This window comes from Bacillus cereus group sp. TH152-1LC, assembly GCF_027710505.1.
GTDB classification, from domain to species: Bacteria; Bacillota; Bacilli; order Bacillales; family Bacillaceae_G; genus Bacillus_A; species Bacillus_A mobilis.
The window spans coordinates 24,316-49,685 of sequence record NZ_JAQFNK010000010.1 but is presented as its reverse complement, the minus strand read 5'-3'; the positions used below and the strand labels follow the sequence as shown (position 1 = coordinate 49,685).

Below are 25,370 nucleotides of genomic sequence, written 5' to 3'. Positions count from 1 at the left end.
AGAATGCTTTACTAACTAACCTAAATCATTTGATAACCATTTTTATTATTTACCTGCCATCTCCAAGAATCTAAACACATCTCTTCTAACCCATATTCCGCTTCCCATCCTAATTCTCGTTTCGCTTTAGATACATCAGCAAAACATATTGCTACATCACCAGGACGACGCCCTATTACTTTATAAGGTATTTTTTTACCTGAAACCTTCTCGAAAGCCTTTACCATCTCCAATACACTATATCCTTTACCTGTGCCAAGATTGTATGCCTCGATTCCTTTCGTCTCAAGTACTTTCTCAAGTGCCTTTACATGTCCTTTTGCAAGATCAACAACGTGAATATAATCACGGACACCTGTCCCATCTTTTGTTGGATAATCGTTTCCGAATATATTTAGCTCTTTTAATTTACCGACTGCTACCTGTGTTACATATGGCATTAGATTATTCGGAACCCCATTTGGATCTTCTCCAATACGACCACTTTTATGCGCCCCAAATGGATTGAAATAACGAAGTAACGCAATACTCCATTCATCATCAGCTTTTGCTACATCACGCATAATTTGCTCAATCATTAATTTTGTTTGTCCATATGGATTTGTCACACTTAGCGGAAATTCTTCTGTAATTGGTGATGTTTTTGGAATTCCATATACAGTTGCAGATGAACTAAAAATAAATTTTTTAACATTATGTTTCTGCATCACATCACATAGTATGATTGTACTTATTATATTATTATAATAATATGTAAGAGGAATTGTAGTTGATTCCCCCACCGCTTTAAACCCAGCAAAATGTATAACCGCTTCAATGTTATTTCTCAAAAAAATCTCATTCATTTTTTCACGATTTAAAACACTTTCTTTATAAAATTCGAATTGTTTTCCTGTTATCTCTTTTACTCGGTTTAAAGACTCGATTGAACTATTTGAAAGATTATCTACGACTATAATTTTATAATTACTATTTAATAATTCTATACACGTATGACTACCAATATATCCTGCTCCACCCGTTATAAGTATCGCCATATATAGAGTCCCCCACTAATTATTAATTATAAAATTTTATAACCTCAATACATATCTATCCTACCATAAAAAGACTGATAATTCTAAAAATATTTTTAGTTATTATTTATATGAAAAAGAGCCGCATAACTTTTACGTTATGCAGCTCTTTAACATACATATGTGTCTATATCTTTATTTATTAATCAAGAAAAATAAAAACCACTCGAAAATTCCATCTTATTAAATTACGTAGCAATATACACTTAAAAAGTGGGCAAGGCTTCCCAATAACACGAACACGTGAAAGATTTCATGATGCCCCATATGTTTAAACTCTAACCATTTTGGCTTTGTTCCATAAATAAATCCACCAATCGTATAAAAAATGCCCCCAAGCACTAGAAGCACAATACCTCCTGCACTTAAGTTAGCAGCTAACGGTGCAAAGAACAGAACAATTAACCAACCCATTGTAATATAAATTGTTGTTGATAACCATCTCGGGCAACTAAACCAAAACATTTTAAAAACGATACCACAAATGGCCGTTGCATAAACTAAACAAAATAATAATAAACCGTTTGCGGAATGTAATGTAATTAAACAAAATGGTGCATATGTACCTGCAATCAATATGAAAATCATAGAGTGATCAAGCTTTCGGAAGAAATAAATAACGCGTTCACTGGCTACAACACTATGATATACAGCTGATGCTGTATACAGAACCATCATTCCGATACCAAACAAAATAACAGCTGTAATTGACGCAAAAGATGGCATTTTAACAGAAACTTTTACAAGCATAGCTAATAATGCAACAAATGATAATACAGCTCCTCCCAAATGGGTAAAAGCATTAACCGGTTCTCTTATATACGCATTCATATAAACACCCCTCATATAATTACATGTAGTTTTCATAACTACATGTAATTATATACACATTAATCTTATAGGTCAACATTTACAATTCATTTGTTTCGTAATACCATATTTAGAGATAAACTAAACATTATGCTCCACTAAGTTATAAAAGCGAGGGGTTCTACGTGGAAAATATAAATAAATTGCTTGAAGCATTACATTTAGAAAAAAATATTACGCTTGAGGATATTCCAAATGTCGACTTGTATGTAGACCAGGTTGTCCAACTATTTGAAAATACTTATGCGGATACAACAAGAACCGATGATGAAAAAGTATTAACAAAAACAATGATTAACAATTATGCAAAAGGTAAACTGTTTATTCCAATCAAAAATAAAAAATATTCAAAAGAGCATATGATTTTAATTAGCTTAATTTATCAATTAAAAGGGGCCCTTTCCATTAATGACATAAAAAGCTCCTTAGAAAATATAAATGAATCCTTATTAACCGATGATTCACTCGAATTAAATACGCTATATAAAGATTATCTTTCTCTTACCGAAAACAACGTCGAAAGCTTTACACAGGACGTAAATAACCGCGTTTCAGAAGTAAGTGAGATTTCTTCTTTAGAAGACCCTAACCTAGAGAAGTTTTTATTATTAACATCATTTGTGTCGATGAGTAATATGTATAGGCGCTTAGCTGAGAAGTTGATTGATGATTTAAAAGAATCTTAAACAAAAAACTATCCACCTGTTATAGTGGATAGTTTTTTGTTTACTTAATTGCCTCATGAACTTTTAATTGTTTACCTTTTATCGTTGTATTTCTCATAACCTTTAAAACAAGTGGTCCTTTTCCGTTTAATATTTCAACATAAGAAACATTATCTTGTATTGTAATAATACCTATATCATCAGCAGAAACACCTTGAATTTTAGCAATTGTACCAACGAAATCTACCGCCCTAATTTTCTTTTTCTTTCCGCCATTAAAGTACAATTTCATAATTCCTTTGTTTAGGTCTGCACTTTTATCTTTCTTTATAATTGGTTTAGCATATATTTTTTCTTCAAATACTGCTTTCTTTTTTATAACTTCTTCTTTTGAAGGTGCCAGTTCCTTTGGAATTTCAAACCCGATATATTCCTCAATCTCTTCTAAAAACCTATTTTCATAAGGCGTTATAAATGTAATAGCTTTTCCATTATTACCAGCTCTTCCTGTTCTTCCAGTACGGTGTACATAGCTTTCTTTTTCTAATGGAATATCGTAATTAATAACATGTGTAATATTATCAATATCAATTCCTCTCGCAGCTACATCAGTTGCTACTAAATAACGGAACTTTCCTTTTCTAAAATCATCCATAACTTCAAAACGATCTTCCTGTACCAGGCCACCATGTATTTTGTCACAAGGATAATTAACTCGTTTTAGCTGTCTATATACATGGTCTACGTTTTCTTGTGTACGACAAAAAATAATGCAACTGTCTGGATTTTCAATCATGGTTACATCCTTAAGAAGTGAAAGTTTCTCTTCTTCCCTTACTTCAAAAAGAGTGTGTTCAATTTTATCTGTTGTAATCCCAGCTGCTTTAATTTCAATATGAGTTGGTGCATTCATATATGTACGGGATAACTTTTCAACATCTTCCGGTAAGGTTGCTGAAAATAGCATTGTCATTCTTTTTGTAGGTAATTCATCAATAATTGCCTCTACTTGATCGATAAAGCCCATATTTAGCATTTCATCTGCTTCATCAATCACTAAATATTTCAATCGATCTAAAGAAAGGGTCCCTTTTTCAATATGATCCAACACACGTCCTGGAGTTCCCACTACAATATGCGTCTTTTGCTTTAACTCTAATTTTTGACGTGCAAACGGAGATTTACCATAAATTGCAGCAGCTTTAATTCTTTTGAATCGCCCTATATTTGTAATATCTTCCTTCACTTGAACAGCAAGTTCCCTCGTTGGTGTTAAAACTAATGCTTGTGGCTTATTCTCTTCCCACTCTACCATTTCACAAAGTGGTATTCCGAATGAAGCCGTTTTTCCACTTCCCGTTTGCGACTTTACAACAAGATCCTTCTTTTGCAATGCAACTGGAATAACCTCTCCTTGCACTTCTGTTGGATGCTCATATCCTAAACCAGTAAGTGCTCGTCTTACTTCTTTACTTAATGCATAATTACTAAAGCTTTTTTTACTCATATATTAACCTCATTTGATTTTATATTTAACCTATTATGTTCTTCATACCTCACTTTAGACTATAGTAAGATACTATATTAATCCACTGTTTTCAATTCGTTTAAACATAAATTTATCTAAGTATAATTTTAAAATAGGAAAGGGCAGCCTTAATAATAAGTCTGCCCTTTCTATACTATATTCATTTTTTACGGAACCAATTTTTTCACAACTGGTATTCTTTGCAATACTAACGTGATTATCAGACTAAGAGCAATTGTAATCGTTACATTAATAGGTATTGCTACTATTGCATGTACACGCTCATTTACCTTAGGGAAAACCATGTACAACAAGTTATTTAATAAGAAGAAGTGAAGAATATAGATTCCAAGGCTTGCTTGATTTATAAAACGGAATAACAATGGTAATTCTCGTTCTGACTTTTGGAATGCATATTTGAAAAATATAAACAATCCAATCGCCATCAGTACAACACCTGGTGCAAAATATCCATACCAAAACTGCTCTAACTGTCCATTTGCTTTCACTGTATAGTAATAAGTAATCAAGAATGTACTAATAAATCCTACAAATCCGCCAAAGTAAGAAATACTTCTCCATTTTTTTGAAATATCGAAATTAGATAAATAATAACCAAGTAGGAAATACCCTACATAATTTGTAACGTAAAATAATTCAATATTAAAGTTGATAGGATAATAATATTTAACTAAATTGACTATAACAGATGCATATAACCATAAAATTAAAAAGTATTCTATCTCTCTTTTTTTAGCGTTCTTCACAAAGATTTTCAGTAGCGGTGTAATTAAATATATCCCTACAATCATGTATAAGAACCATAAATGTCCCCCTATAGTATCCGTTAAAAAGTGCTTTATCCCTTGCTTTAAAGATGCCGGGAAATATCCTGCATATGCCCCATATGCATAGAATATAGCACTCCAAGCTACAAAAGGTATAATCACTTTACTTGCACGCTTCTGTAAAAATTCCCCAACTGAAATATCTTTTGTCCCCTTTAACAATAAAGCTCCACTAATCATTACAAAAATCGGAACACTCGCACGCGAAATCGATTCAAATAGATTACCAGCCATCCAGCGTGAAACATGATTTGCATCTAAAACAGAAACATAACCAGCAGAAACGTGAATTGTAACAACCGCGATTGTCGCTAATACCCGCAACCAGTCCATATACATTAATCGCTTCATTAAAATCTCTCCCAAATTTGTATATTTAATTTTTTCTTTGCCACACATAATTTTATATCAGAAAATGCCATATTAAAACATTTTTTGACAATACAAACCTATAATTGACTTAAATAGACTCAATTTTAAATATAAACATGAAAACCTTTGACTTATGAGTGAAAATAATGTAAATTATCCTTTGGACGAACATTTTTAAATAAAATGAATAAAATATTCGTATTTTAGGGGTGTAAATGATGGAAAACGTATTCGACTATGAAGATATTCAATTAATTCCTGCAAAATGTATTGTGAACAGCCGCTCTGAATGTGATACAACTGTCACTTTAGGTAAACATAAATTTAAATTACCTGTCGTACCTGCTAATATGCAAACGATTATTGATGAAAGAATCGCAACTTATTTAGCTGAAAACAATTACTTCTATATCATGCATCGTTTCCAGCCAGAGAAACGTATCTCATTTATTAGAGATATGCAATCACGTGGATTAATCGCTTCTATTAGCGTTGGTGTAAAAGAGGACGAGTATGAATTCGTACAGCAATTAGCTGCTGAACAACTTACACCTGAATACATCACGATTGATATCGCACACGGACATTCTAATGCTGTAATCAACATGATTCAACATATTAAAAAGCATTTACCAGAAAGCTTCGTTATCGCTGGAAACGTTGGAACTCCAGAAGCGGTAAGAGAATTAGAAAATGCCGGTGCTGACGCAACAAAAGTTGGTATTGGACCTGGTAAAGTTTGTATTACTAAAATTAAAACAGGCTTTGGAACTGGCGGTTGGCAACTAGCTGCACTTCGCTGGTGTGCAAAAGCTGCAAGTAAGCCAATTATCGCTGACGGTGGTATTCGTACACACGGCGACGTAGCTAAATCTATTCGATTTGGGGCGACTATGGTTATGGTTGGTTCTCTATTCGCTGGTCATGAAGAGTCTCCAGGGGAAACAATCGAAAAAGACGGCAAACTTTATAAAGAGTATTTCGGTTCAGCTTCTGAATTCCAAAAAGGCGAGAAGAAAAACGTTGAAGGTAAGAAAATGTTCGTTGAGCATAAAGGTTCTTTAGAAGACACTTTAGTCGAAATGGAACAAGATCTTCAATCTTCTATCTCTTACGCTGGTGGAACAAAATTAGACTCAATTCGTACTGTAGATTATGTAGTCGTGAAAAACTCTATTTTCAACGGCGATAAAGTATATTAATTTTTAAATTTAACTCGAAGGACAAGCATTTTTATGCTTGTCCTTCTTTTATATATATAGAAATGCGAAATATTTTTATTTCACTGAATTTTCTAGTATCATGTTTTTAGATACTTATAATAAGGGGGATACAATAAATGAAAAATATAATTGAGAAACGCCATATTCGCGCGGAAGTCCCTACTGAACTAACATGGGACCTCTCTGATTTATACGAATCTGATAAAGAGTGGGAAACTGCATTACGTGTATTAACAGATGATATAAAAAAACTTGATGCGTTTAAAGGACAATTACACACTAGCTCCACTACCTTATTACATGGTCTACTTTTAGAAGAAGAGCTTTTAATGAAGTTAACAAAACTATACTCCTACGCAAATTTAAAAGAATCTACTGACCGTACAAATCCAGTTGTTCAAGCGAACTCTTCCAAAATTGCTGCTTTATGGACGAAAGTACATACTGCATTATCCTTTATCCATAATGAAATCCTCTCATTCGACGAAGGCACAATTGAGAAATATTTAGCTGAAGAAACAAAACTTGAACCTTTCCGTAAATCATTACTAGACATCCTACAAAAAAGGCCGCACACGCTCTCTCCTGAAACAGAAGAAGCTCTTGCCGCACTTGGCGAAGTACATAGTTCTCCATACAAAATTTACGGTATGACTAAATTAGCCGATATGGATTTTACCTCCATACAAGACGAACAAGGAAACGAACTCCCTGTATCATTTGCATTATTTGAAAGTAAATATGAGTTTTCTCCAAGCGTAGACATACGTAGAAAAGCGTACTCATCATTTGTTTCCACCTTGAAACGATATAAAAATACAGTGGCAACAACATATGCGACTGAAGTAAAAAAACAAGTAACACTCTCTCGTTTACGCAAATTTGAATCTGTTACTCATATGCTTTTGGAACCTCAGAAAGTTCCACTTGAAATGTATGACAATCAACTTGATATTATATACAAGGAATTAGCACCTCATATGCGCCGTTTTGCAGATTTAAAAAAGAAAGTACTAGGACTCGATCAAATGCTGTTCTGCGACTTACATGCACCTTTAGATCCCGAATTTAATCCAAGCATCACATACGAAGAAGCTGGAAAACTCATTCAAGACTCTTTACAAGTATTGGGCGATGAATATGGTTCCATTATCGAAAAAGGATTTAAAGAGAGATGGGTCGATCTTGCAGATAATGTAGGGAAATCAACAGGGGCATTTTGTTCAAGTCCCTATGGTTCTCATCCATACATTTTAATTACATGGCAAAATACGATGCGTGGATGCTTCACATTAGCCCATGAATTTGGGCATGCTGGTCATTTTTATTTAGCAAATAAAAACCAGCGTATTATGAATGTACGTCCATCTATGTACTTTGTCGAAGCACCATCTACGATGAACGAATTACTATTAGCCCAGCATTTATTAGCGACGACTGAAGATAAGAGAATGCGCAGATGGGTGATTCTGCAACTACTCGGCACATATTATCATAACTTTGTTACTCACTTACTTGAGGGAGAATATCAAAGAAGAGTATACACGCTAGCAGAAGAAGGAGGAGCACTTACAGCTACAACCTTAACTGAAATAAAAACAAATGTACTTTCGACATTCTGGGGAAATTCTGTAGAAATTGACGAAGGTGCTGGCTTAACTTGGATGCGTCAACCTCATTATTATATGGGCTTATATTCTTACACGTATTCTGCAGGCCTCACTGCATCTACTGCGGTAGCTCAAATGATTAAAGAGGAAGGACAACCTGCCGTTGATCGCTGGTTAGATGTACTTCGCGCTGGTGGTACGATGAAACCACTTGAATTAATGAAACATGCCGGAGTCGATATGTCAAAACCAGACGCAATCCGTAAAGCCGTTTCTTACGTCGGCTCCTTAATTGATGAATTAGAACGCTCTTATCAAGAATAAAAAATAAGCCCTCGCTTGATGAGGGCTTATTTCATATTTATTTTCCAAATCTTTTACGGTATCCACATTTCCTGCATAGCTCTTCGACTGCAATCCTTTTCGAAAATCCATCGACAATGTTTGTTGCTCTTTCACCTTCTATAATGTTAGAAAATGAGTCAGTATTAATATTCCCAAGGTTAATAATCCCCTCACCATCTAAACAACAAGGAATAACCGTTCCGTTCGCTAAAATACCAGCTTGATTTCGAAGTCCATGACAGAATCCTTTTCCGTCATCCTCTTCTTCATGTAATGCCGGCCACTGGAATTCATAGTCTTGATTAATAAAGACACGTTCCGCAATTTTTATACCTTTTCCTGGTGTAAGCTTCTCTTCGATTTGATAAGATAGGCCAAACTCATTTTCAATAATGGATAATAAATCTCTATTTTTCTGAATTTCAGCATTCGTTTTATTATCCTGAGTTAAATTCCATAATCGTAGTGAAACAATTAAATCCGATTGACTTGTCGCTTCTCTAATAAAGGAAAGTATACTTCTTACATAACCTTCTTTATCTTGCGAACCTGGGTGTCCATCAAAACTGTGTAATGAAAAATTCATTTGTCTTAACGCAGGTTTATTTAACAGTCTATGCCTTCTCTTATTAATTAACGTTCCATTCGTTGTAATATTAACTTTAAACCCTTTTTCATGGCTTAAATCTAACAATTGATCTATTTTTGGATGGAGCAATGGCTCACCCTTCACGTGCAAATAAATGTAGTCTGTGTGAGGTTTAATTTGGTCTAATCTTTTCGCAAAATCCTCCACAGAAATGAACTGCTTCTGCCTTTCCGTCGGCGGACAAAAGCTGCACGCAAGATTACATACACTCGTAATCTCCAAGTAAAACTTTTTAAACTTCTTCACCTTTAATTCCTCACTTCTATGACTACTTATACTTTTTTCCTCTTCATATTACATCACACTTTTTTAGAAATAGAAACATACTTATTTCAGGAAATAAAAGTTTACTACATAAAATACTTCTTTAACCTCTTTTTAATTTCCGGAAGTTGCATATAACTATCATGTTTTCTATCTTTAATCTCTTGAATACCTCTCTCAAGGATTTCTTTTGCTTTCTCTTCTTGCCCTGACATCATATAAAAATCACATACTTTTTCATAAAAAATAATCGGACCTCTTGTAGCATACTCTGCCGCAGTATTCCAATCATCAATTTGCGAATAATAGGGAATCCCAATATTCATTACATCCCCTACAAACTCACTAAATTCCGCCTTATCATATTCCGAATTCGTAAGCTTCCAATGCTGCACCTTTCTTTCCCATCCTGGAATATTCCACTCTGCATCTCCGGCTATTGCATCATTGACTGGTTTATCCCCCCATTGGTCTTTATACCATTTTGAATACTTTTTTGACGTAACACCCCACATAGTCCAAAACTCACAATAATTTTCAGAGTTCCATGTACTGAGCGAAAAGCTAAAGGTTAGTTCAAAATCACCTTGTTTACGAGAAAATTTAAGTACACTCTTTGCATAACGGAAGCCCAATCTTTGTAGTTTATCGACCAAAAAATTTTCTATATATAAACTTAGTAGTTGTTTTGGCTTCATACAGTTCTCCTAATTACATATTATGAAATATAGAAAACGGCCACATCTGTAGCCGTTTGAATGTACTATTACTATTTGTGATACGGTTCACCGCGACAATCCTAAATGAGATTAAATGAAATCATTTTAATATTTACAACTTTTAAAGAAGTTAGTATAATAATAACGAGGCGAATAGTGCAAATGGTTAGCACAGTTATTAAGTATACCACCTTTCAAAACTTAATACTCTGCTAGAGAGGATAGGTGTAAATCTCTAGTCCGGGTTCGATTCCCGATCGCCAAAGGATATAAAAATTTATATCTTTTGGCGGTCAGGAATCTTTTTTATTTAGGGGGGATTCGTTTAATGTATAAAGAACACTGTAAAAACTTACAAAAAATTACTACTTCGATTCAAGAAGTAGAAGATACGATAAAATATTCTATTAAAACACAAAATACTCAAGCTATTATCTTACATACAAACATTCATACCTTTTTAATTGGTGCTTGGATTGAAGTAAGTCTATATAAACTCATTCATGAACAAAAATTTGATGATAATGATCGTAATTTTATATTGAGGACCAAAACTAAATCATCTGAGGATTCTAAGGATACATCTTTAGAAAATAAATGGATAAATGTTTTAAATCTTGCTTTTGCTAGAGCCTTTTCTATAGAAATAGATGATTCTAATTTTAAATCCACCTATATTAAGAAGCTGCTAAAGAGAACACAGCAGCATCGCTATCAAGATATCTTAAACTTTGTTAATGAAGATATTAATCAAGTAGTAAGAATGAGAAATAAGATAGCTCATGGTCAGTGGCACTTCACTTTTGATAATAAGGTAACACGTTTAGAACCAGATGTTCAGCAATTAATTCACAGTAATAATTATTTTAAATCAAGAGAAAGATTAGAGACTGTAAAAGTGATAATTGAGATGATTCAAAAAATTGCTATGTCTCCAACATCATTTGATAGGGATTTTGACAATTTATATTCAAAAATAACTACGATCCCTCCTAGATATACAAAAGGGAAATATAAGGAAAACGAAAAAATTCTTATAGAAAAGCATAAAAGAGCAGAATACTGGAGAAAAATAAATTATCAAAAAGGACTCATTACAAGTTAGACAATACACTAATAAAACCTAGAAGCAAGAATTGTTATTAATACAACATTTCTTGCTTTTTATATCTAAATGAGGTTTTATATCCCACTAATTCATTTTAAGAGTATGGCTACAGTATCTTCTCCAGCATATTTTAGATAGGTATTCCATCCTATAAATGTAATTTCGCGCTCAACTTTATTTCCTAAAATATTATCTGTTTTAGATGCATATCCCCTCTAACTTTTGATTTCCCCCCTTAATACTTGGAATATTTTTATTTAATCTTATTATGCCAAATACAAACACATTTTGGCATGATAACCTAAACATAGTTTATGATATTTAAGTAATAAAACCTCAATTACTTATGATACGGTTCCCCACGATTAATACGAAACGCTCTATACACTTGCTCAAGCAATACTAATCGCATTAATTGGTGTGGTAATGTCATCTTTGAAAAAGAAAGAGATTCATTTGAACGCTTCATTACTTCTGAACTTAGTCCAAGTGATCCACCAATTACAAAGGCAACCTTACTCTTTCCATATGTAGCAAGACGATCTAAGCTTACTGCAAATTCTTCTGATGATTTTTGCTTTCCTTCTATCGCTAACGCAATGACATGCGTATCGTCAGAAATTTTATCCAGTATACGTATACCTTCTTTTTCTTTTACAATTAACATTTCTGCTTCACTTAAATTTTCTGGTGCCTTTTCATCTGGCAATTCAATTACTTCTACTTTTGCGTATGCAGATAATCGTTTTAAGTATTCTGCTATACCTTGTTTTAAATATTTTTCTTTTAATTTCCCAATTGAAATAATCGAGATATTCACACGTATTCCCCACCTTACAAACATGTTATCCACATAACTTATCCACATATCCACAAATGTTACCCACATATTGTGTGAGAATCTGTGTTCGATACAACATATGTCGCCTCGTTTTGACAAAATTCACATGTTTTTTTCTCTTTTTTTGAGTTATCCACATTGTTGATAACCGGTGCAACTTCACACTCATCCACAATAATATCTAAAGCTAATTCCACATGTTCTAAACAACAAGGTAAATTCATATTCTTCACCTCACTTTTCTACAATAGAAAACAGGAGGTAGGCCCTCCTGTTTTTAATACTTTTGAACGCCTAGTTTAACCGTTGTTGTTGCTCGTTTTGTACCACGATAAAACGTAAGAGTCATTTTATCATTAATTTTTTTATCATATAAGGCCGTACGGAATCCGATAATATCGCGAACCGGTTTTCCATCTACTGCTACAATCACATCGTGTTCTCGTAAACCAGCATCTACACCTGGCGAAGGACTTTTCACATCTAAAATGCAAACTCCCTCTGTTACATTGCCTGGTAAATGCAATGTTTTTGACCAATGGTAATTTGGAATCTCATTTAACGATCTAAGTTCAATTCCAACATACGGTCTCCTTACTTTTCCGTACTTCTCTAATTCATTCATAATTGGAACAGCTCTAGTAACTGGAATAGCTAGTCCAATTCCTTCTACTTCTTTTGCTGCAATTTTCATTGAGTTAATGCCAATTAATTGGCCTGCCGCATTTACAAGCGCACCACCACTATTACCTGGATTAATTGCTGCGTCTGTTTGCAATACTTCTACTTGCCAATCGTAATGTCCATCTTGATCCAAATCTACAGGAACAATACGTTCCTTAGCCGAAATAATGCCTTGTGTGACGGTTCCAGAAAATTGCAGCCCTAGTGGGTTTCCAATCGCAATGACCGGTTCTCCTCTACGAACAGTATTAGAATCGCCAATCTCAATTACTTTTTTCACATGCTTTGCATCTATTTCTAGTACAGCTAAATCTGTGACTACATCCGTTCCTAATACTTTTCCCGGAACCTTCTTACCATCACTTAAACTTACTTCAATGCGATTTGCTCCAGCAACAACATGATTATTCGTTACAATATAAGCTTGGCCATCTGCTTTTTTATAAATTACACCCGATCCTGTACCAGCTTCTGAATCTGCCTCTGAAAAATTATCTCGTTGAATATTAATAACGCCAACAACAGCTTCAGACGCACGATCAACAGCATCAACTAAACTAATCTGTTTAATTCCTTGAGCTTCGGCCATATTACTTCCACTTGCTTCAGCTTGCGGAAGCGCACCTGCATCATTTGCAAATAAAGGAGCTCCAAATGCAAATAACGAAGCTCCTACAATTGTTCCTGCTATGCTAGAAATCACAATACCTTTATGCTTCTTTTTTCTTGCACGTTTCATACGATAATTTTCTTCATCAATAAAGGACATATTTGTTCACCTATCTTCCTGAAAACAACTATATTCACCTTTATTGTTTACTAAAATGAAGAATTATACGTATTGAATTTTTGTAGGCATTTTCGGATCTGTATCATGAATTTCGAAAGCTTCTCCTACTCCAAATCCCTTTTCCTCTAATACTTGTGATACTGACATACGTGCTAGTTCTTTCATGTTATTATCTAAACTTAAATGGGCTAAATAAATATGTTTTGTCTCATCTGTAATTACATCCGCCATCGCTAATGCAGCATCCTCATTACAAACGTGCCCCACATCACTTAAAATACGTCGCTTAATACTCCATGGATAACGTCCCATACGAAGCATTTCCACGTCATGATTGCTTTCAAACACAAAAGCATTAGCACCCTTAATAACACCTTTCATACGGTCACTCACGTATCCCGTATCTGTAATAAGGGCTAACTTTCTATTATTGTTATGAAAAGCATAGAACATTGGCTCTGCCGCATCATGAGAAACCCCAAATGACTCGACCTCAATATCACCGAATGTTTTCACATCCCCAACTGAGAAAATAAACTTTTGCTCAGTTGGGATATTTCCAATTAAATGTTCCATTGCATTCCATGTTTTCTCATTTGCATAAACAGGTAAATCATATTTACGTGCCAATACACCTAACCCTTTAATATGGTCACTATGTTCATGTGTTACAAGAATACCTGATACATCATTTATATTTAATTCTGCCTGTTTAAATAAAGCCTCTGTTGCTTTACCACTTAAACCTGCATCGACGAGTAATTTTTTTTCATCTGTTCCTACATATAGCATATTCCCTGTACTTCCACTTGCAAGTACGCTAAAATGCAAACCCATTCTTTCTCACTCCAGTATGTTCATCAACCACTTGATTTTCCCTTTCCCCTAATTCCATAACTTGTCCTTCAATTGCATTTACAAAGAAGTCCTGCTTCTGCTCCGTTTTTAAATTCCATGTTGGAGCAAGTACTTGGTTATTAGAAGTAGATGCGGTAAGGTTGGCATAACCAATTTGTGCTTCTTTTACATGTGTATTCCCATGAACTTTATTTTTTAAATACAGATTCTCTAAAGCCGTTTGAGCAGTAATAATTTCTTGCTGTTTCGTTTTTTCACTTTCGCCCATTTCTTTTAAATCAGTTAGCATCGTCTGTGTGTACGACACAAGTTCATTTTTTTCATTTAATTCCACAACAATCATTGCCTGACCGTTATAGAAAATAGGCTTATCTTTATACTTTTGGAAGAAGTAAATTTTAGAGTCTTTCATCGCCCCATACTCATACTTTTGTCCATCCAATACATAGTTCTTCAAAAAATCACTATACTTATCTTTGGATAATGATTTTGTATTCAAAAAGGGCTCTTTTAGCTTACTTTCTATCTTGTACATATTTTGTATATGCGCTGTTTGATTTTTTAAAGACTGTACATCTTCTTCTTTAAATGCCTTGTTTTCTGCCCTAATAAATGACTCTTTTTTCGGTTCTTTAGGGAAATTACCCATAGTAATTTTGTTTGCTTTTAATTCTTGATCTATCTTTGTTTCTGCAATAAGCTCCAATTGATTACTATCTTGCTTTTGAATGAATTGAAAAATGAGAAAGAGGTCCAAAACAAAAAAGGTCACAATAAATATGGTTTTAATCCGATCCCAATCCATTTAGTCCTCCCTCACTCCACTCATATATTTTTTGTTTGCCAGCTTCATCTTCAACAAACTTTACATACCAAATCGGCTGTAGTCGAGCCACTTGCCCATCTAGTGATAATTTGTATCCAATACCAACATCTTTAATGAATCTTTTATCTACCGCGGCATTATTTTCTAAAGATGCTATCACAACGTGACCTGATGGAAGAGTAACCTTCTGTTCTATGCCTTTCGTATTTAAAGACAACAATGGTCTTTCATATTCCATTACGTCTTCTGATCCCCATACTTGTCTCAATTCAGCTAATCCATCTGTATTGAATACGGAATATCCATCTTCGTGTAAACGGAATACCGTCTGTCCTTTATTCATATAGTCCAAACGATATGAATCCAGACTCCCACTGTGACCATTTACAAAATCAAAACTTTTTTGTAAAAGCATTAAATTATCTGTCGTTTTCTCACTTGAAACAGAAGAATTTTTATACTTTAACATATGCTGATCGTTTTCAATCTCCATGGACCTAATACCATCTGTAAATGTTTCTTTTGATTTCTCGGTAATAGGGCTTAAATAACGTGGGTCACTAAAAAGAGCATTCTTAAATGTATCAACCGCTAAATTAGATGAAATATATGTTATATTACTTAATTCTGTCGTTCCATCTGGTAAAAATAGCTTTTTCATATCATTAATTTGATAGTCAAAATAAGGTTTTGCCGATACTATAAATTGATTTTGTGCATTTACAATATCTTTTAAATATACACCACTTAATTTTGCTTCATATATTCTAGAGTTATCACCATCAGAAACAAAATTAATTTTAATTTCTTGATCTCTACTTCTAGAAGGGTCAAGAATAATTCGATTAAAATGTTTAGGTTTATTTATACTTTTTTCTTTCATATTAAACATAGATTTAACTGCATCAAATGGGATATTGGTAGGAAAAACAAGTTCAATTTTTCCTTCACCATGCACATAAGAAAGGAAATCAGCTTTAGCAATCGATATCTCTTTGAAATCATATAATTCCCCTGCTTCCAAAGGTTTATAAATTGATTCTATATCTCCCTCTCTTTTGCTCCCATAATGATTTTTATCTTTATGCACGATGATAGAAGTAGGACGGACAACATCAGCGATTTTAGTTTGAGTAGTTCCTTCATTTCCCTGCACAAATTTTGCGTTTTGCATAGACGTGGAATCTGGCACATACGTCCATAAGTTAAAAGTAAGAAATAAGCTAATTACAACTAAATTAATTAAAACTATCGTTTTAACATTTTCCATACTCATTCCCAATCGTCCTCTTCATCCGCTGCCATCGGCAATGTGAAGTAAATAGTTGTCCCTTTTCCTTCCTCACTCTTCGCCCAAATCGAGCCACCATGTGCCTCAATCATTTCTTTCGCAATTGCTAATCCAAGTCCTGTACCACCCATTTGTCTTGAACGTGCTTTATCTACCCGATAAAAACGTTCAAAGATTTTATCGACGTTTTCTTTTGGAATACCCATTCCTTGGTCACTTACACTAATCTCTAATAATTCCCCGCGATCACGTAAGCGATATGTTACTGTTCCACCTTCTGGTGAATACTTTAATGCATTCGAAATAATGTTATACAAAACTTGCGTAATTTTATCCGTATCCATATCAATAAATCGGGATTTCTTAGAGAAAGATCGTTTGAAACTTACGTTTTGCTCCTTAGACATTTCAAAACGATCAATAACGTTATTAAAGAAGTCAGTAAAGTCGACCCATTCTTTCATTAAACGGTGTTCTGTACTATCGAGTTTAGAAAGTTGCAATAATGCATTTACAAGTCTAATCATTCTTTCTGTTTCTTCTTGCGTAACTGTTAAAAATTGTGGTGCAATATTCGGATCTTGCCACGCGCCGTCCGTAAGCGCCTCTAAGTAACTGCGCATCGTTGTTAATGGCGTTCTTAATTCATGGGAAACGTTTGCCACAAACTCACGGCGTTCCCTTTCTATACGCTCCTGCTCAGTTACGTCATATAATACGGCTATTAAACCATTTGCTTTCCCTGTCTCTTTTTGAATAACAGAGAAACTAGCACGTAGAATATATGGCTCATTTCTCGTACTAAAATCTAATAAAACAGAATCAGGCTCTTCGTATAAATGATCGAGCGTAAATTCTTCTTGTATCCCTAATACCTCTAAAACAGATTGATCGAGCGCTGTTTCACGCGAAACATTTAGCATCTTTTCCGCAGGATCATTTAATAAAATAATGTCCCCTTTTCGATCAGTAGCAATTACTCCATCTGTCATATGTGATAAAACGGATGATAATTTACGTCTTTCACTTTCCGTTGAAGAACGAGCTTGTTGTAATTTTTTTGATAAATTATTGAAAGATAATGCTAATTGTCCAATTTCATCATGGCTATGCACTTTTACTTTTCTTGAATAGTTTCCTTTTGCCATTTCAATCGCTTGTCTTCGCATATCTGAAATTGGTCTCGTAATCGTTTGTGCTAACAAAATTCCAAGTACAGCTGTTACGAGTAATGCAATAACGGTTCCAGTCGCAAAAATTTGATTAATATCCTTCATCTGTTTATAAACATCTTCCATAGATGCAACAATATAAATAACACCAAGTGGATCCTTGCCGTTATCATCTATAATAGGAGTAATCATAACTTGTACACGATGGCCTGTACGACCATCCTTCTCAATTTTCACTTCTGGCTTTTTTTGTACCAATACCCGTTGAACAGCAATATCAGTTGATGTTCTGTTTACCTTGTTTTGCTTTGACTCATCTGAAATAGCAAGTAACTTTCTATTCGAATCAAATACACTTACCTCTTGGATATCTTTCTTTCGATCAGAGGCAAATTTTCGAATTGAAGTTTTAATCGTTTCATCTGTTGATTCTGTTTCTGCTTTTGTATGACTTTTTTTAAACTCTTGTTTCAAGTTATACGCTAATAAGTTCGTTTGCTGCGTTAAAGAATCTCTAAAGCCTTGTACAAGACTCTTTTCTAACTCCCTTACGAAATATACTCCAATAACTTGCATTGCTATTAATATTAATAGCATATATATGAGTACAAATTTTAAATGAATAGATTGAAAAAAACCGACTTTCTTCATATACTATTCCTGCTCTGGGTCACGCAAGTAATACCCTACTCCACGTCTAGTTACAATTAAAGTGGGGTGACTTGGATTATCTTCAATTTTTTCACGTAAACGACGCACTGTTACATCCACTGTACGTACATCTCCAAAATAGTCATAACCCCAAACCGTTTGTAATAAATGTTCACGAGTCATAACTTGTCCTAAATGTTTTGCTAAATAATGTAGTAGCTCAAATTCACGATGTGTAAGTTCAATATTTTCCTCACGTTTCGTTACACTATACGCATTTGGATTGATAACAATTGGTCCAATAACCATTTCCGTGTTTTCTTCTTTCTCTGCAGCACCACCTTGTTGGTGGCGACGTAAATTCGCCTTCACACGAGCAAGTAATTCCCTCGTACTAAATGGCTTCGTTACATAATCATCTGCCCCAAGCTCAAGCCCTAATACTTTATCAATTTCAGAGTCCTTTGCTGTAAGCATAATAATCGGCATTTCTGAGCTTTTACGTATTTCACGACAAACCTCTAAGCCATCCTTACCTGGTAGCATAATATCTAATAAAACCATATCTGGCTGCTCTTCATTCGCTTTTTCAATCGCTTCATCACCATCATGCGCCATTACAATTTCAAAACCTTCTTTTTCTAGGTTGAACTTCAAAATATCCGCAATCGGCTTTTCATCATCAACTACTAAAATTTTCTTTCCCATCATCGTCTATTTCCTCCTTATAAAGTGAAACTTTAATCATTGGGTGTTTTCTTCATCATCCACTGATTATTAGCCCTCACCAATCGGGCTTTTACGGGCAGTTGATCCCCCACCTAACTTCTTTGCTTTCGTTGAATTTTAAGGTGAGGACTTACTGCCCGTTAAATAGCGGGGTAAAAATATGGCCAATATCCCTAAACACATTGATGTCTACATAGTATGTCCCTATATGACCGCATCTTTTGCTTAAGTACTTTCTCCTCTATTCTCACAGACTCATGTATGATCCACTTTTACACGGAATCCTATACGATCTATAGAAAAACCTCTAGCTTCAACTGCTAGAGGCTCCTCATTCTATTTTAAAATAACTACTCAATTTTGTAAAATTACACAAATAAAAAGGATATTAAGTGGGCCCACTTAATATCCTGAGAGTGGCTCGGGACGGAATCGAACCGCCGACACGAGGATTTTCAGTCCTCTGCTCTACCGACTGAGCTACCGAGCCAAAACTATATATAAAACCACTAATGGTGGTATAAACAAAAGTGGCGGTCCCGACCGGGGTCGAACCGGCGATCTCCTGCGTGACAGGCAGGCATGTTAACCACTACACCACGGGACCAAAAATAAACATAAAAAAACATGACCCGTACGGGATTCGAACCCGTGTTACCGCCGTGAAAGGGCGGTGTCTTAACCACTTGACCAACGGGCCACGAAAAATAAAATGGTGAGCCATGAAGGATTCGAACCTTCGACCCTCTGATTAAAAGTCAGATGCTCTACCAACTGAGCTAATGGCTCATACTCACCAACGTCATATTTTCGTGACGACAAGATGTATCATAACATGTTCTCTTTGCTTTTTGCAATACCTTTTTTCATTTTTTTATAAAAGAAAAGAAAAAAACTCATGCAGACATGAGTTTTTTCTCAAAAATATCAATTAAGCTTCGTATACGTTACGAACGATATTTGTTTGGTTACGATCTGGTCCAACTGAGAACATAGATAATTGAATTCCTGTTAACTCAGAAACACGTTCTACGTATTTTCGTGCATTTTCAGGAAGCTCGTCTAATGATTTTACACCAGTAATATCTTCTGTCCAACCTAAAAGCTCTTCGTATACAGGCTCACATTTCGCTAAAATGTTTAAGTTTGCTGGAACTTCATCGATAACTTCGCCATTGTATTTGTAAGCAACACAAATTTTAAGAGTCGGAATACCTGTTAGAACGTCGATAGAATTTAATGATAAATCTGTTAAACCACTAACACGACGTGCATGTCTTACAACAACGCTATCGAACCAACCTACGCGGCGTGGACGACCAGTTGTCGTTCCATACTCACGACCAACTTCACGAATTTGATGACCAATTTCATCATTAAGCTCAGTAGGGAATGGACCATCACCTACGCGGCTTGTATATGCTTTACATACACCTACAACGCGAGTAACTTTTGCAGGACCAACTCCAGTTCCAACTGTTACACCACCAGCAATCGGGTTAGAAGATGTAACGAACGGGTACGTACCGTGGTCGATATCAAGCATAACACCTTGTGCACCTTCAAATAATACACGGTGATTGTTATCTAGTGCATCATTTAATACAACAGACGTATCACATACATATTGCGCGATTTGTTGTCCGTACTCGAAGTACTCTTCGAAGATTTCTTCTACACTGAAACCTTCTGTATCGTACATTTTTTCAAATAAACGATTTTTTTCTACTAAATTGCGCTCAAGCTTTTCTTTAAATGCTTCACGGTCTAAAAGATCAGCCATACGAATACCAATACGAGCAGCTTTATCCATATATGCAGGACCGATACCTTTTTTCGTTGTACCGATTTTGTTATCACCTTTACTTGCTTCTTCTAACTCATCTTGTTTTAAGTGATAAGGTAAAATAACGTGTGCACGGTTACTTACACGTAAATTATCAGTACTTACACCACGATCGTGTAAGTATTTTAACTCTTCAAGTAATGCTTTTGGATCTACTACTAAGCCATTTCCGATTACACAAATTTTCTCTTTATAGAAAATACCAGATGGAATTAAGTGTAATTTATATTTAACTCCACCGAAAACAATTGTATGTCCCGCGTTATTTCCACCTTGATATCTTGCAACTACTTCCGCATGCTCAGAAAGAAAATCAGTGATTTTACCTTTTCCTTCGTCGCCCCATTGTGTTCCTACAACTACTACTGAAGACATTATTAAAGCACCTCCGCGATTTTCAAACGATCTATTCAAACAATATAATTGTACCAAAACCGAAAAAGAAGTCAACCAAAAAGCGAACATTTTTTTATAAAAAAACATTTTCGTTCGTAAGAATTATATTTTCACATTATGAAAGCCTTATCTTTCCTATAAAAAAAAAGAAACACATCTTATTATAAGAAATGCGTTTCTTTTTTATACTATCTTTATGCAGGCGGCGCATGTCCATCCTCGAAGCGACGTTCTAAGTTAACGAACTTATTGAACTCTTTAACAAATGCAAGCTCTACTGAGCCTACAGGACCGTTACGCTGCTTTGCAATAATAATTTCAATCGTATTTTTATTTTCCGTTTCTCGATCATAGTAATCTTCACGATATAAGAAGGCTACAATATCAGCATCCTGCTCGATACTTCCCGATTCACGAATATCAGACATCATCGGACGTTTATCTTGACGAGATTCTACACCACGAGATAACTGTGACAAGGCAATAACAGGCACTTGCAATTCACGCGCAATCCCTTTTAATGTACGAGAGATCTCAGATACTTCCTGCTGACGGTTTTCTCCTGATTTCCCGCTTCCTTGAATAAGCTGTAAATAGTCAATCAAAACCATCCCAAGACCTTGTTCTTGTTTTAATCTACGACATTTCGCTCGAATCTCATTTACTTTAATCCCTGGTGTATCATCAATATAGATACCAGCATTAGAAAGACTACCCATCGCCATCGTTAATTTCGCCCAATCATCAGAAGTTAATGAACCGGTACGAAGTCTTTGTGCATCGATATTTCCTTCTGCACAAAGCATACGCATAACAAGCTGATCAGAACCCATCTCAAGACTAAAAATCGCTACATTTTCATCCGTTTTCGTCGCTACGTTTTGTGCGATATTTAATGAAAATGCAGTTTTCCCTACTGATGGACGTGCCGCTACGATGATTAAATCATTTCGCTGGAAACCTGCGGTCATCTTATCTAATTCAGTAAATCCAGTTGGTATCCCAGTAACTTCACCTTTTTGATTATGCAAAAGTTCAATTTTATCGTAAGCATCTACAAGAACATCTTTAATGTTTTGGAATGCTTTTGCATTCGTTTGGTGAGATACTTCTAATATTTTTTTCTCAGCCTCATTTAAAAGGCCATCCACATCATCTTCTCTCTCATACCCATCAGACACGATATGAGTCGCCGTTCGAATCAAACGACGTAAGAGCGCCTTTTCAGCGATGATTCGTGCATAATATTCTACGTTAGCAGCAGTTGGAACGACTTCTGCTAGTTCTGCTAAGTAAGAAACCCCACCAACTTCTTCTAATAACCCTTGATCAGCCATTGCTGATGTCATTATTACTAAGTCAATCGGTTCTCCCTTATCAGATAACCCAAGCATGACTTCAAAAATCTTTTGATGTTTCGTTCGATAAAATGAGTCAGGTACCAATAATTCCGATGCTGCCGTTAATGCATCTTGATCAATTAATATGGCCCCTAAAACAGCCTGCTCAGCCTCTATATTATGCGGAGGGGTACGATCAGCCATTACATCACTCATACGCAATCCTCCTTGCTTAACTTATTTTTATTGTTCACTAACATGAACTTTTACTGTTGCTGTTACTTGCGGATGCAATTTCACAGTAACGTTTGTATAGCCTAATGCACGAATTGCATCATCCATTTCAAATTTACGCTTATCAAGTTTAATCTTGTGTGATTTTTGCATTGCATCTACGATTTGTTTACTTGTGATTGAACCAAATAGACGGCCACCTTCTCCAGATTTAGCCTTTACTTCTACAGTTAGTTTCTCTAACGTTTCTTTTAACTCTTTTGCACTTTCAAGCTCTGCCTCTGCATCTTTTTCTTCTTTGCGTTTTTGAGCTTCTAAAGTTTTCATACTGCTATTTGTCGCCTCAGCAGCTAATCCTTGTTTTAGTAAGAAGTTATTTGCATAGCCATCTGGTACGTTTTTTACTTCTCCTTTTTTCCCTTTACCTTTTACGTCTTTTAGAAAAATTACTTTCATGATTGTGTGCCTCCCTGTAAATAGTCATCAATAACAAATCGAAGCTTCTCCTCAGCTTCATCTACTGTAACATTTTTCATTTGTGTGGCTGCATTCGTTAAATGCCCACCACCGCCTAAATTCTCCATAATTAGCTGCACATTCACTTCACCTAAAGACCTGCCGCTAATTCCAATGAAATTCTCGCCACGTTTTGCAATAACAAATGATGCAATAATTCCTGTCATTGTTAATAATGTGTCCGCCGATTGCGCAATAAGCACTTGATCGTAGTAATCATCACTATCCACTTTTGCAATCGCAATTCCATTTGTATAAATGTACGCATTTTTAATAGCTTTTGCAACCCGTAAGTACTGATCCATATCTTCTTTTAAAAGCTCTTGTACAAGTACAGTATCTGCACCATGTGAGCGTAAATAAGAAGCGGCATCAAACGTACGAGCACCTGTCCGGAATGTAAAGCTTTTCGTATCAACAATAATACCCGCTAACAATGCTGTCGCTTCTAACATTGTCATTTTTAAATTTTTCGGTTGGTATTCAAGTAATTCTGTAACAAGTTCTGCCGTGGAAGAAGCATATGGCTCCATGTAAACAAGCAATGGATCTTCAATAAAATCTTCTCCTCGGCGATGATGGTCAATAACAACTACATTTTCAATTTTGTGTAACAGCTTTTCTTCCATCACCATTGAAGGTTTATGCGTATCAACAACAACAAGTAACGAATCATCATTTGCAAATTCCATCGCTTGTTCTGGTGTAATAAAGTGAGACCATAACTCTTCGTTTTGTTTCACTTTATCCATTAAACGCTTAATTCCCTTATCAGAATCATTTTCATCTAGCACAATATATCCTTTACGCTCATTTAATTGCGCTACCTTTAAAATACCAATCGCAGCACCAATTGCGTCCATATCAGGGGCCCTATGCCCCATTATAATGACGTTACTGCTTTCTAATACTAAATCCTTTAATGCGTGCGAAATGACTCTGGCACGTACACGGGTACGTTTTTCCACTGGATTTGTCTTACCACCATAAAACTTAACTTTACCTGTTGCTTGCTTAATGGCTACTTGATCTCCACCGCGGCCAAGAGCAAGGTCTAAGCCGGACTGAGCCATTGCCCCAAGCTCTGATAAAGGTAAATCACCTGATCCAACACCTACACTTAAGGTGAGTGGTATATTCCTTTTAGATGTTTCTTCACGCACCTGATCTAAAATGCTAAATTTCCCTTTCTCCATCTGTGCTAAAATACTTTCATTTAGCACAACGAAGAATCTTTCTGAAGATGCACGTTTTAAATATGCCCCATACTTAACGGCCCATTCATTCAGGCGTGATGTTACAAGGCTTGTTATATTCGTACGTAATTGGTCATCTAATCCCTGTGTAACTTCATCATAATTATCTAAATAAATGACAGCCAAAACAGTACGTTGATCCTCGTACATCTTTTCAATCTCAGTTTGTTCCGTTACATCAAAGAAATAGATTAACTTTTCTTCTTTCCTTACAAAAACGCGAAACTTTCGATTATTTAAAGAGACTATATCATCGGAAGTTTCTCCTTTAATAAAAAGAAGTAACGTTTCTGATACATCATAAAGGTGCCATCCAGCTAATGCATGCTGTCCTAGGCATGAAGATAAATAAGGATTTGCCCAATCAATCCCATAATCCTTATTGTATAACAAAATACCAATCGGCATTTGGTTAAATGCCTCATTACTTACTTTCTTTACCCTTGTAATCATCTCTGTCGTATGTTTTTCAAAGTTCTTTTGAAAGGTAAGTTCAAATCGTACAACAACAAAAAGTACAATACAAAAGATAAAAAAGGCGGCTATCCCCATCATTAAATGAAAATAACAGAGGATTGAAATGAGCACAAACACGAAAAATGCCAATACGTAAACAGGATATAAAAACCACTGTTTCTTATAAAATTCAGGCATGTATACAAC

22 protein-coding genes and 4 tRNA genes are annotated in these 25,370 nt (G+C 35.2%); 4 read left to right on the top strand and 22 right to left on the bottom strand.

Going from position 1 to position 25,370, the window contains the following annotated elements; translation table 11 throughout:
* Positions 1 to 20 precede the first annotated feature (20 nt).
* Together galE and trhA are read right to left on the bottom strand one after the other, a co-directional pair.
* Positions 21 to 1,037 (bottom strand): UDP-glucose 4-epimerase GalE, encoded by a 1,017-nt coding sequence (gene galE / locus PDL00_RS20885; RefSeq protein WP_242253610.1) that lies wholly within the window; start codon positions 1,035 to 1,037, stop codon positions 21 to 23.
* Positions 1,038 to 1,259: 222 nt separating this feature from the next.
* Positions 1,260 to 1,907 (bottom strand): PAQR family membrane homeostasis protein TrhA, encoded by a 648-nt coding sequence (gene trhA / locus PDL00_RS20880; protein WP_270730964.1) that lies wholly within the window; start codon positions 1,905 to 1,907, stop codon positions 1,260 to 1,262.
* A gap of 164 nt (positions 1,908 to 2,071) precedes the next feature.
* Here trhA and PDL00_RS20875 point away from each other — a divergent pair, with 164 nt between their 5' ends.
* Entirely contained in the window at positions 2,072 to 2,632 is a 561-nt protein-coding gene (locus PDL00_RS20875; RefSeq protein WP_270730962.1) for a DUF1836 domain-containing protein, read from the top strand.
* A gap of 40 nt (positions 2,633 to 2,672) precedes the next feature.
* Here PDL00_RS20875 and dbpA read toward each other — a convergent pair whose 3' ends face one another.
* Both dbpA and PDL00_RS20865 read right to left on the bottom strand, forming a co-directional pair.
* Positions 2,673 to 4,118 carry an ATP-dependent RNA helicase DbpA gene (gene dbpA, locus PDL00_RS20870; protein WP_270730961.1) on the bottom strand — a complete coding sequence of 482 codons (1,446 nt, stop codon included), beginning with the start codon at positions 4,116 to 4,118 and terminating at the stop codon, positions 2,673 to 2,675.
* 188 nt (positions 4,119 to 4,306) lie between these two features.
* Entirely contained in the window at positions 4,307 to 5,338 is a 1,032-nt protein-coding gene (locus PDL00_RS20865; protein WP_270730960.1) for an acyltransferase, read from the bottom strand.
* Between the two features lie 239 nt (positions 5,339 to 5,577).
* Between PDL00_RS20865 and guaC the strand changes: the two genes are divergently transcribed.
* Positions 5,578 to 6,561 (top strand): GMP reductase, encoded by a 984-nt coding sequence (gene guaC, locus PDL00_RS20860; RefSeq protein ID WP_242253580.1) that lies wholly within the window; start codon positions 5,578 to 5,580, stop codon positions 6,559 to 6,561.
* 137 nt (positions 6,562 to 6,698) lie between these two features.
* Entirely contained in the window at positions 6,699 to 8,516 is a 1,818-nt protein-coding gene (pepF, locus tag PDL00_RS20855; RefSeq protein ID WP_242253578.1) for an oligoendopeptidase F, read from the top strand.
* A gap of 37 nt (positions 8,517 to 8,553) precedes the next feature.
* Here the strand turns inward: pepF and PDL00_RS20850 are convergent, their stop codons facing one another.
* Together PDL00_RS20850 and PDL00_RS20845 are read right to left on the bottom strand one after the other, a co-directional pair.
* Positions 8,554 to 9,432 (bottom strand): radical SAM/SPASM domain-containing protein, encoded by an 879-nt coding sequence (locus tag PDL00_RS20850; protein ID WP_242253573.1) that lies wholly within the window; start codon positions 9,430 to 9,432, stop codon positions 8,554 to 8,556.
* A 104-nt stretch (positions 9,433 to 9,536) separates the two neighbouring features.
* Positions 9,537 to 10,148, bottom strand: coding sequence for a hypothetical protein (locus tag PDL00_RS20845; protein ID WP_270730957.1), 612 nt, complete (start codon positions 10,146 to 10,148; stop codon positions 9,537 to 9,539).
* Positions 10,149 to 10,497: 349 nt separating this feature from the next.
* Here PDL00_RS20845 and PDL00_RS20840 point away from each other — a divergent pair, with 349 nt between their 5' ends.
* Positions 10,498 to 11,274, top strand: coding sequence for a hypothetical protein (locus tag PDL00_RS20840; RefSeq protein WP_270730955.1), 777 nt, complete (start codon positions 10,498 to 10,500; stop codon positions 11,272 to 11,274).
* Between the two features lie 343 nt (positions 11,275 to 11,617).
* Here the strand turns inward: PDL00_RS20840 and rlmH are convergent, their stop codons facing one another.
* From rlmH to PDL00_RS20760, 16 genes are all read right to left on the bottom strand, one after another.
* A complete protein-coding gene (rlmH, locus tag PDL00_RS20835; protein WP_001027003.1) occupies positions 11,618 to 12,097 on the bottom strand; it encodes a 23S rRNA (pseudouridine(1915)-N(3))-methyltransferase RlmH in 480 nt (159 codons plus the stop codon).
* Positions 12,098 to 12,156: 59 nt separating this feature from the next.
* Positions 12,157 to 12,342, bottom strand: coding sequence for a CxxH/CxxC protein (locus PDL00_RS20830; protein WP_002183021.1), 186 nt, complete (start codon positions 12,340 to 12,342; stop codon positions 12,157 to 12,159).
* 53 nt (positions 12,343 to 12,395) lie between these two features.
* Entirely contained in the window at positions 12,396 to 13,571 is a 1,176-nt protein-coding gene (locus PDL00_RS20825; RefSeq protein ID WP_270730951.1) for a S1C family serine protease, read from the bottom strand.
* Positions 13,572 to 13,634: 63 nt separating this feature from the next.
* Entirely contained in the window at positions 13,635 to 14,429 is a 795-nt protein-coding gene (locus PDL00_RS20820) for an MBL fold metallo-hydrolase (protein WP_000522836.1), read from the bottom strand.
* Entirely contained in the window at positions 14,413 to 15,255 is an 843-nt protein-coding gene (locus PDL00_RS20815; protein WP_270730948.1) for a two-component system regulatory protein YycI, read from the bottom strand. Before PDL00_RS20815 ends, PDL00_RS20820 begins: the two co-directional genes overlap by 17 nt.
* Positions 15,236 to 16,552: a YycH family regulatory protein gene (locus PDL00_RS20810; protein WP_242253551.1), complete on the bottom strand. Its 1,317-nt coding sequence runs from the start codon at positions 16,550 to 16,552 to the stop codon at positions 15,236 to 15,238. Before PDL00_RS20810 ends, PDL00_RS20815 begins: the two co-directional genes overlap by 20 nt.
* A complete protein-coding gene (gene walK, locus PDL00_RS20805) occupies positions 16,549 to 18,390 on the bottom strand; it encodes a cell wall metabolism sensor histidine kinase WalK (RefSeq protein ID WP_242253535.1) in 1,842 nt (613 codons plus the stop codon). Before walK ends, PDL00_RS20810 begins: the two co-directional genes overlap by 4 nt.
* 3 nt (positions 18,391 to 18,393) lie before the next feature.
* On the bottom strand, positions 18,394 to 19,101 hold the full coding sequence (gene walR / locus PDL00_RS20800; RefSeq protein ID WP_000971865.1) for a cell wall metabolism DNA-binding response regulator WalR: 708 nt from the start codon (positions 19,099 to 19,101) through the stop codon (positions 18,394 to 18,396).
* Positions 19,102 to 19,536: 435 nt separating this feature from the next.
* Positions 19,537 to 19,609, bottom strand: a tRNA-Phe gene (locus tag PDL00_RS20795).
* A gap of 41 nt (positions 19,610 to 19,650) precedes the next feature.
* A tRNA-Asp gene (locus PDL00_RS20790) sits at positions 19,651 to 19,726 on the bottom strand.
* A 21-nt stretch (positions 19,727 to 19,747) separates the two neighbouring features.
* Positions 19,748 to 19,819 (bottom strand) — tRNA-Glu (locus PDL00_RS20785).
* Positions 19,820 to 19,832: 13 nt separating this feature from the next.
* Positions 19,833 to 19,908: transfer RNA gene (locus tag PDL00_RS20780), tRNA-Lys, on the bottom strand.
* A gap of 142 nt (positions 19,909 to 20,050) precedes the next feature.
* Positions 20,051 to 21,340 carry an adenylosuccinate synthase gene (locus tag PDL00_RS20775; RefSeq protein WP_270730945.1) on the bottom strand — a complete coding sequence of 430 codons (1,290 nt, stop codon included), beginning with the start codon at positions 21,338 to 21,340 and terminating at the stop codon, positions 20,051 to 20,053.
* A gap of 215 nt (positions 21,341 to 21,555) precedes the next feature.
* The gene (gene dnaB, locus PDL00_RS20770; RefSeq protein ID WP_061679601.1) at positions 21,556 to 22,917 is read right to left on the bottom strand and encodes a replicative DNA helicase; all 1,362 of its coding nucleotides are present in this window, start codon (positions 22,915 to 22,917) and stop codon (positions 21,556 to 21,558) included.
* Between the two features lie 27 nt (positions 22,918 to 22,944).
* The gene (gene rplI / locus PDL00_RS20765) at positions 22,945 to 23,391 is read right to left on the bottom strand and encodes a 50S ribosomal protein L9 (RefSeq protein WP_061679600.1); all 447 of its coding nucleotides are present in this window, start codon (positions 23,389 to 23,391) and stop codon (positions 22,945 to 22,947) included.
* Positions 23,388 to 25,361 (bottom strand): DHH family phosphoesterase, encoded by a 1,974-nt coding sequence (locus PDL00_RS20760; RefSeq protein WP_061679599.1) that lies wholly within the window; start codon positions 25,359 to 25,361, stop codon positions 23,388 to 23,390. The genes rplI and PDL00_RS20760 overlap by 4 nt, the downstream gene beginning before the upstream one ends.
* Between the last annotated feature and the right edge of the window lie 9 nt (positions 25,362 to 25,370).

Bases quoted from the DNA above. Each gene is read 5' to 3' on its own strand.
- PDL00_RS20825 (WP_270730951.1), bottom strand. From the start codon at position 13,571: ATGTCCTTTATTGATGAAGAAAATTATCGTATGAAACGTGCAAGAAAA.
- trhA (WP_270730964.1), bottom strand. From the start codon at position 1,907: ATGAATGCGTATATAAGAGAACCGGTTAATGCTTTTACCCATTTGGGA.
- rplI (WP_061679600.1), bottom strand. From the start codon at position 23,391: ATGAAAGTAATTTTTCTAAAAGACGTAAAAGGTAAAGGGAAAAAAGGA.
- PDL00_RS20810 (WP_242253551.1), bottom strand. From the start codon at position 16,552: ATGAGTATGGAAAATGTTAAAACGATAGTTTTAATTAATTTAGTTGTA.
- PDL00_RS20840 (WP_270730955.1), top strand. From the start codon at position 10,498: ATGTATAAAGAACACTGTAAAAACTTACAAAAAATTACTACTTCGATT.
- walK (WP_242253535.1), bottom strand. From the start codon at position 18,390: ATGAAGAAAGTCGGTTTTTTTCAATCTATTCATTTAAAATTTGTACTC.
- dnaB (WP_061679601.1), bottom strand. From the start codon at position 22,917: ATGAGTGATGTAATGGCTGATCGTACCCCTCCGCATAATATAGAGGCT.
- PDL00_RS20820 (WP_000522836.1), bottom strand. From the start codon at position 14,429: ATGGGTTTGCATTTTAGCGTACTTGCAAGTGGAAGTACAGGGAATATG.
- dbpA (WP_270730961.1), bottom strand. From the start codon at position 4,118: ATGAGTAAAAAAAGCTTTAGTAATTATGCATTAAGTAAAGAAGTAAGA.
- PDL00_RS20845 (WP_270730957.1), bottom strand. From the start codon at position 10,148: ATGAAGCCAAAACAACTACTAAGTTTATATATAGAAAATTTTTTGGTC.
- PDL00_RS20830 (WP_002183021.1), bottom strand. From the start codon at position 12,342: ATGAATTTACCTTGTTGTTTAGAACATGTGGAATTAGCTTTAGATATT.
- PDL00_RS20760 (WP_061679599.1), bottom strand. From the start codon at position 25,361: ATGCCTGAATTTTATAAGAAACAGTGGTTTTTATATCCTGTTTACGTA.
- pepF (WP_242253578.1), top strand. From the start codon at position 6,699: ATGAAAAATATAATTGAGAAACGCCATATTCGCGCGGAAGTCCCTACT.
- PDL00_RS20865 (WP_270730960.1), bottom strand. From the start codon at position 5,338: ATGAAGCGATTAATGTATATGGACTGGTTGCGGGTATTAGCGACAATC.
- PDL00_RS20815 (WP_270730948.1), bottom strand. From the start codon at position 15,255: ATGGATTGGGATCGGATTAAAACCATATTTATTGTGACCTTTTTTGTT.
- guaC (WP_242253580.1), top strand. From the start codon at position 5,578: ATGGAAAACGTATTCGACTATGAAGATATTCAATTAATTCCTGCAAAA.
- PDL00_RS20775 (WP_270730945.1), bottom strand. From the start codon at position 21,340: ATGTCTTCAGTAGTAGTTGTAGGAACACAATGGGGCGACGAAGGAAAA.
- walR (WP_000971865.1), bottom strand. From the start codon at position 19,101: ATGATGGGAAAGAAAATTTTAGTAGTTGATGATGAAAAGCCGATTGCG.
- galE (WP_242253610.1), bottom strand. From the start codon at position 1,037: ATGGCGATACTTATAACGGGTGGAGCAGGATATATTGGTAGTCATACG.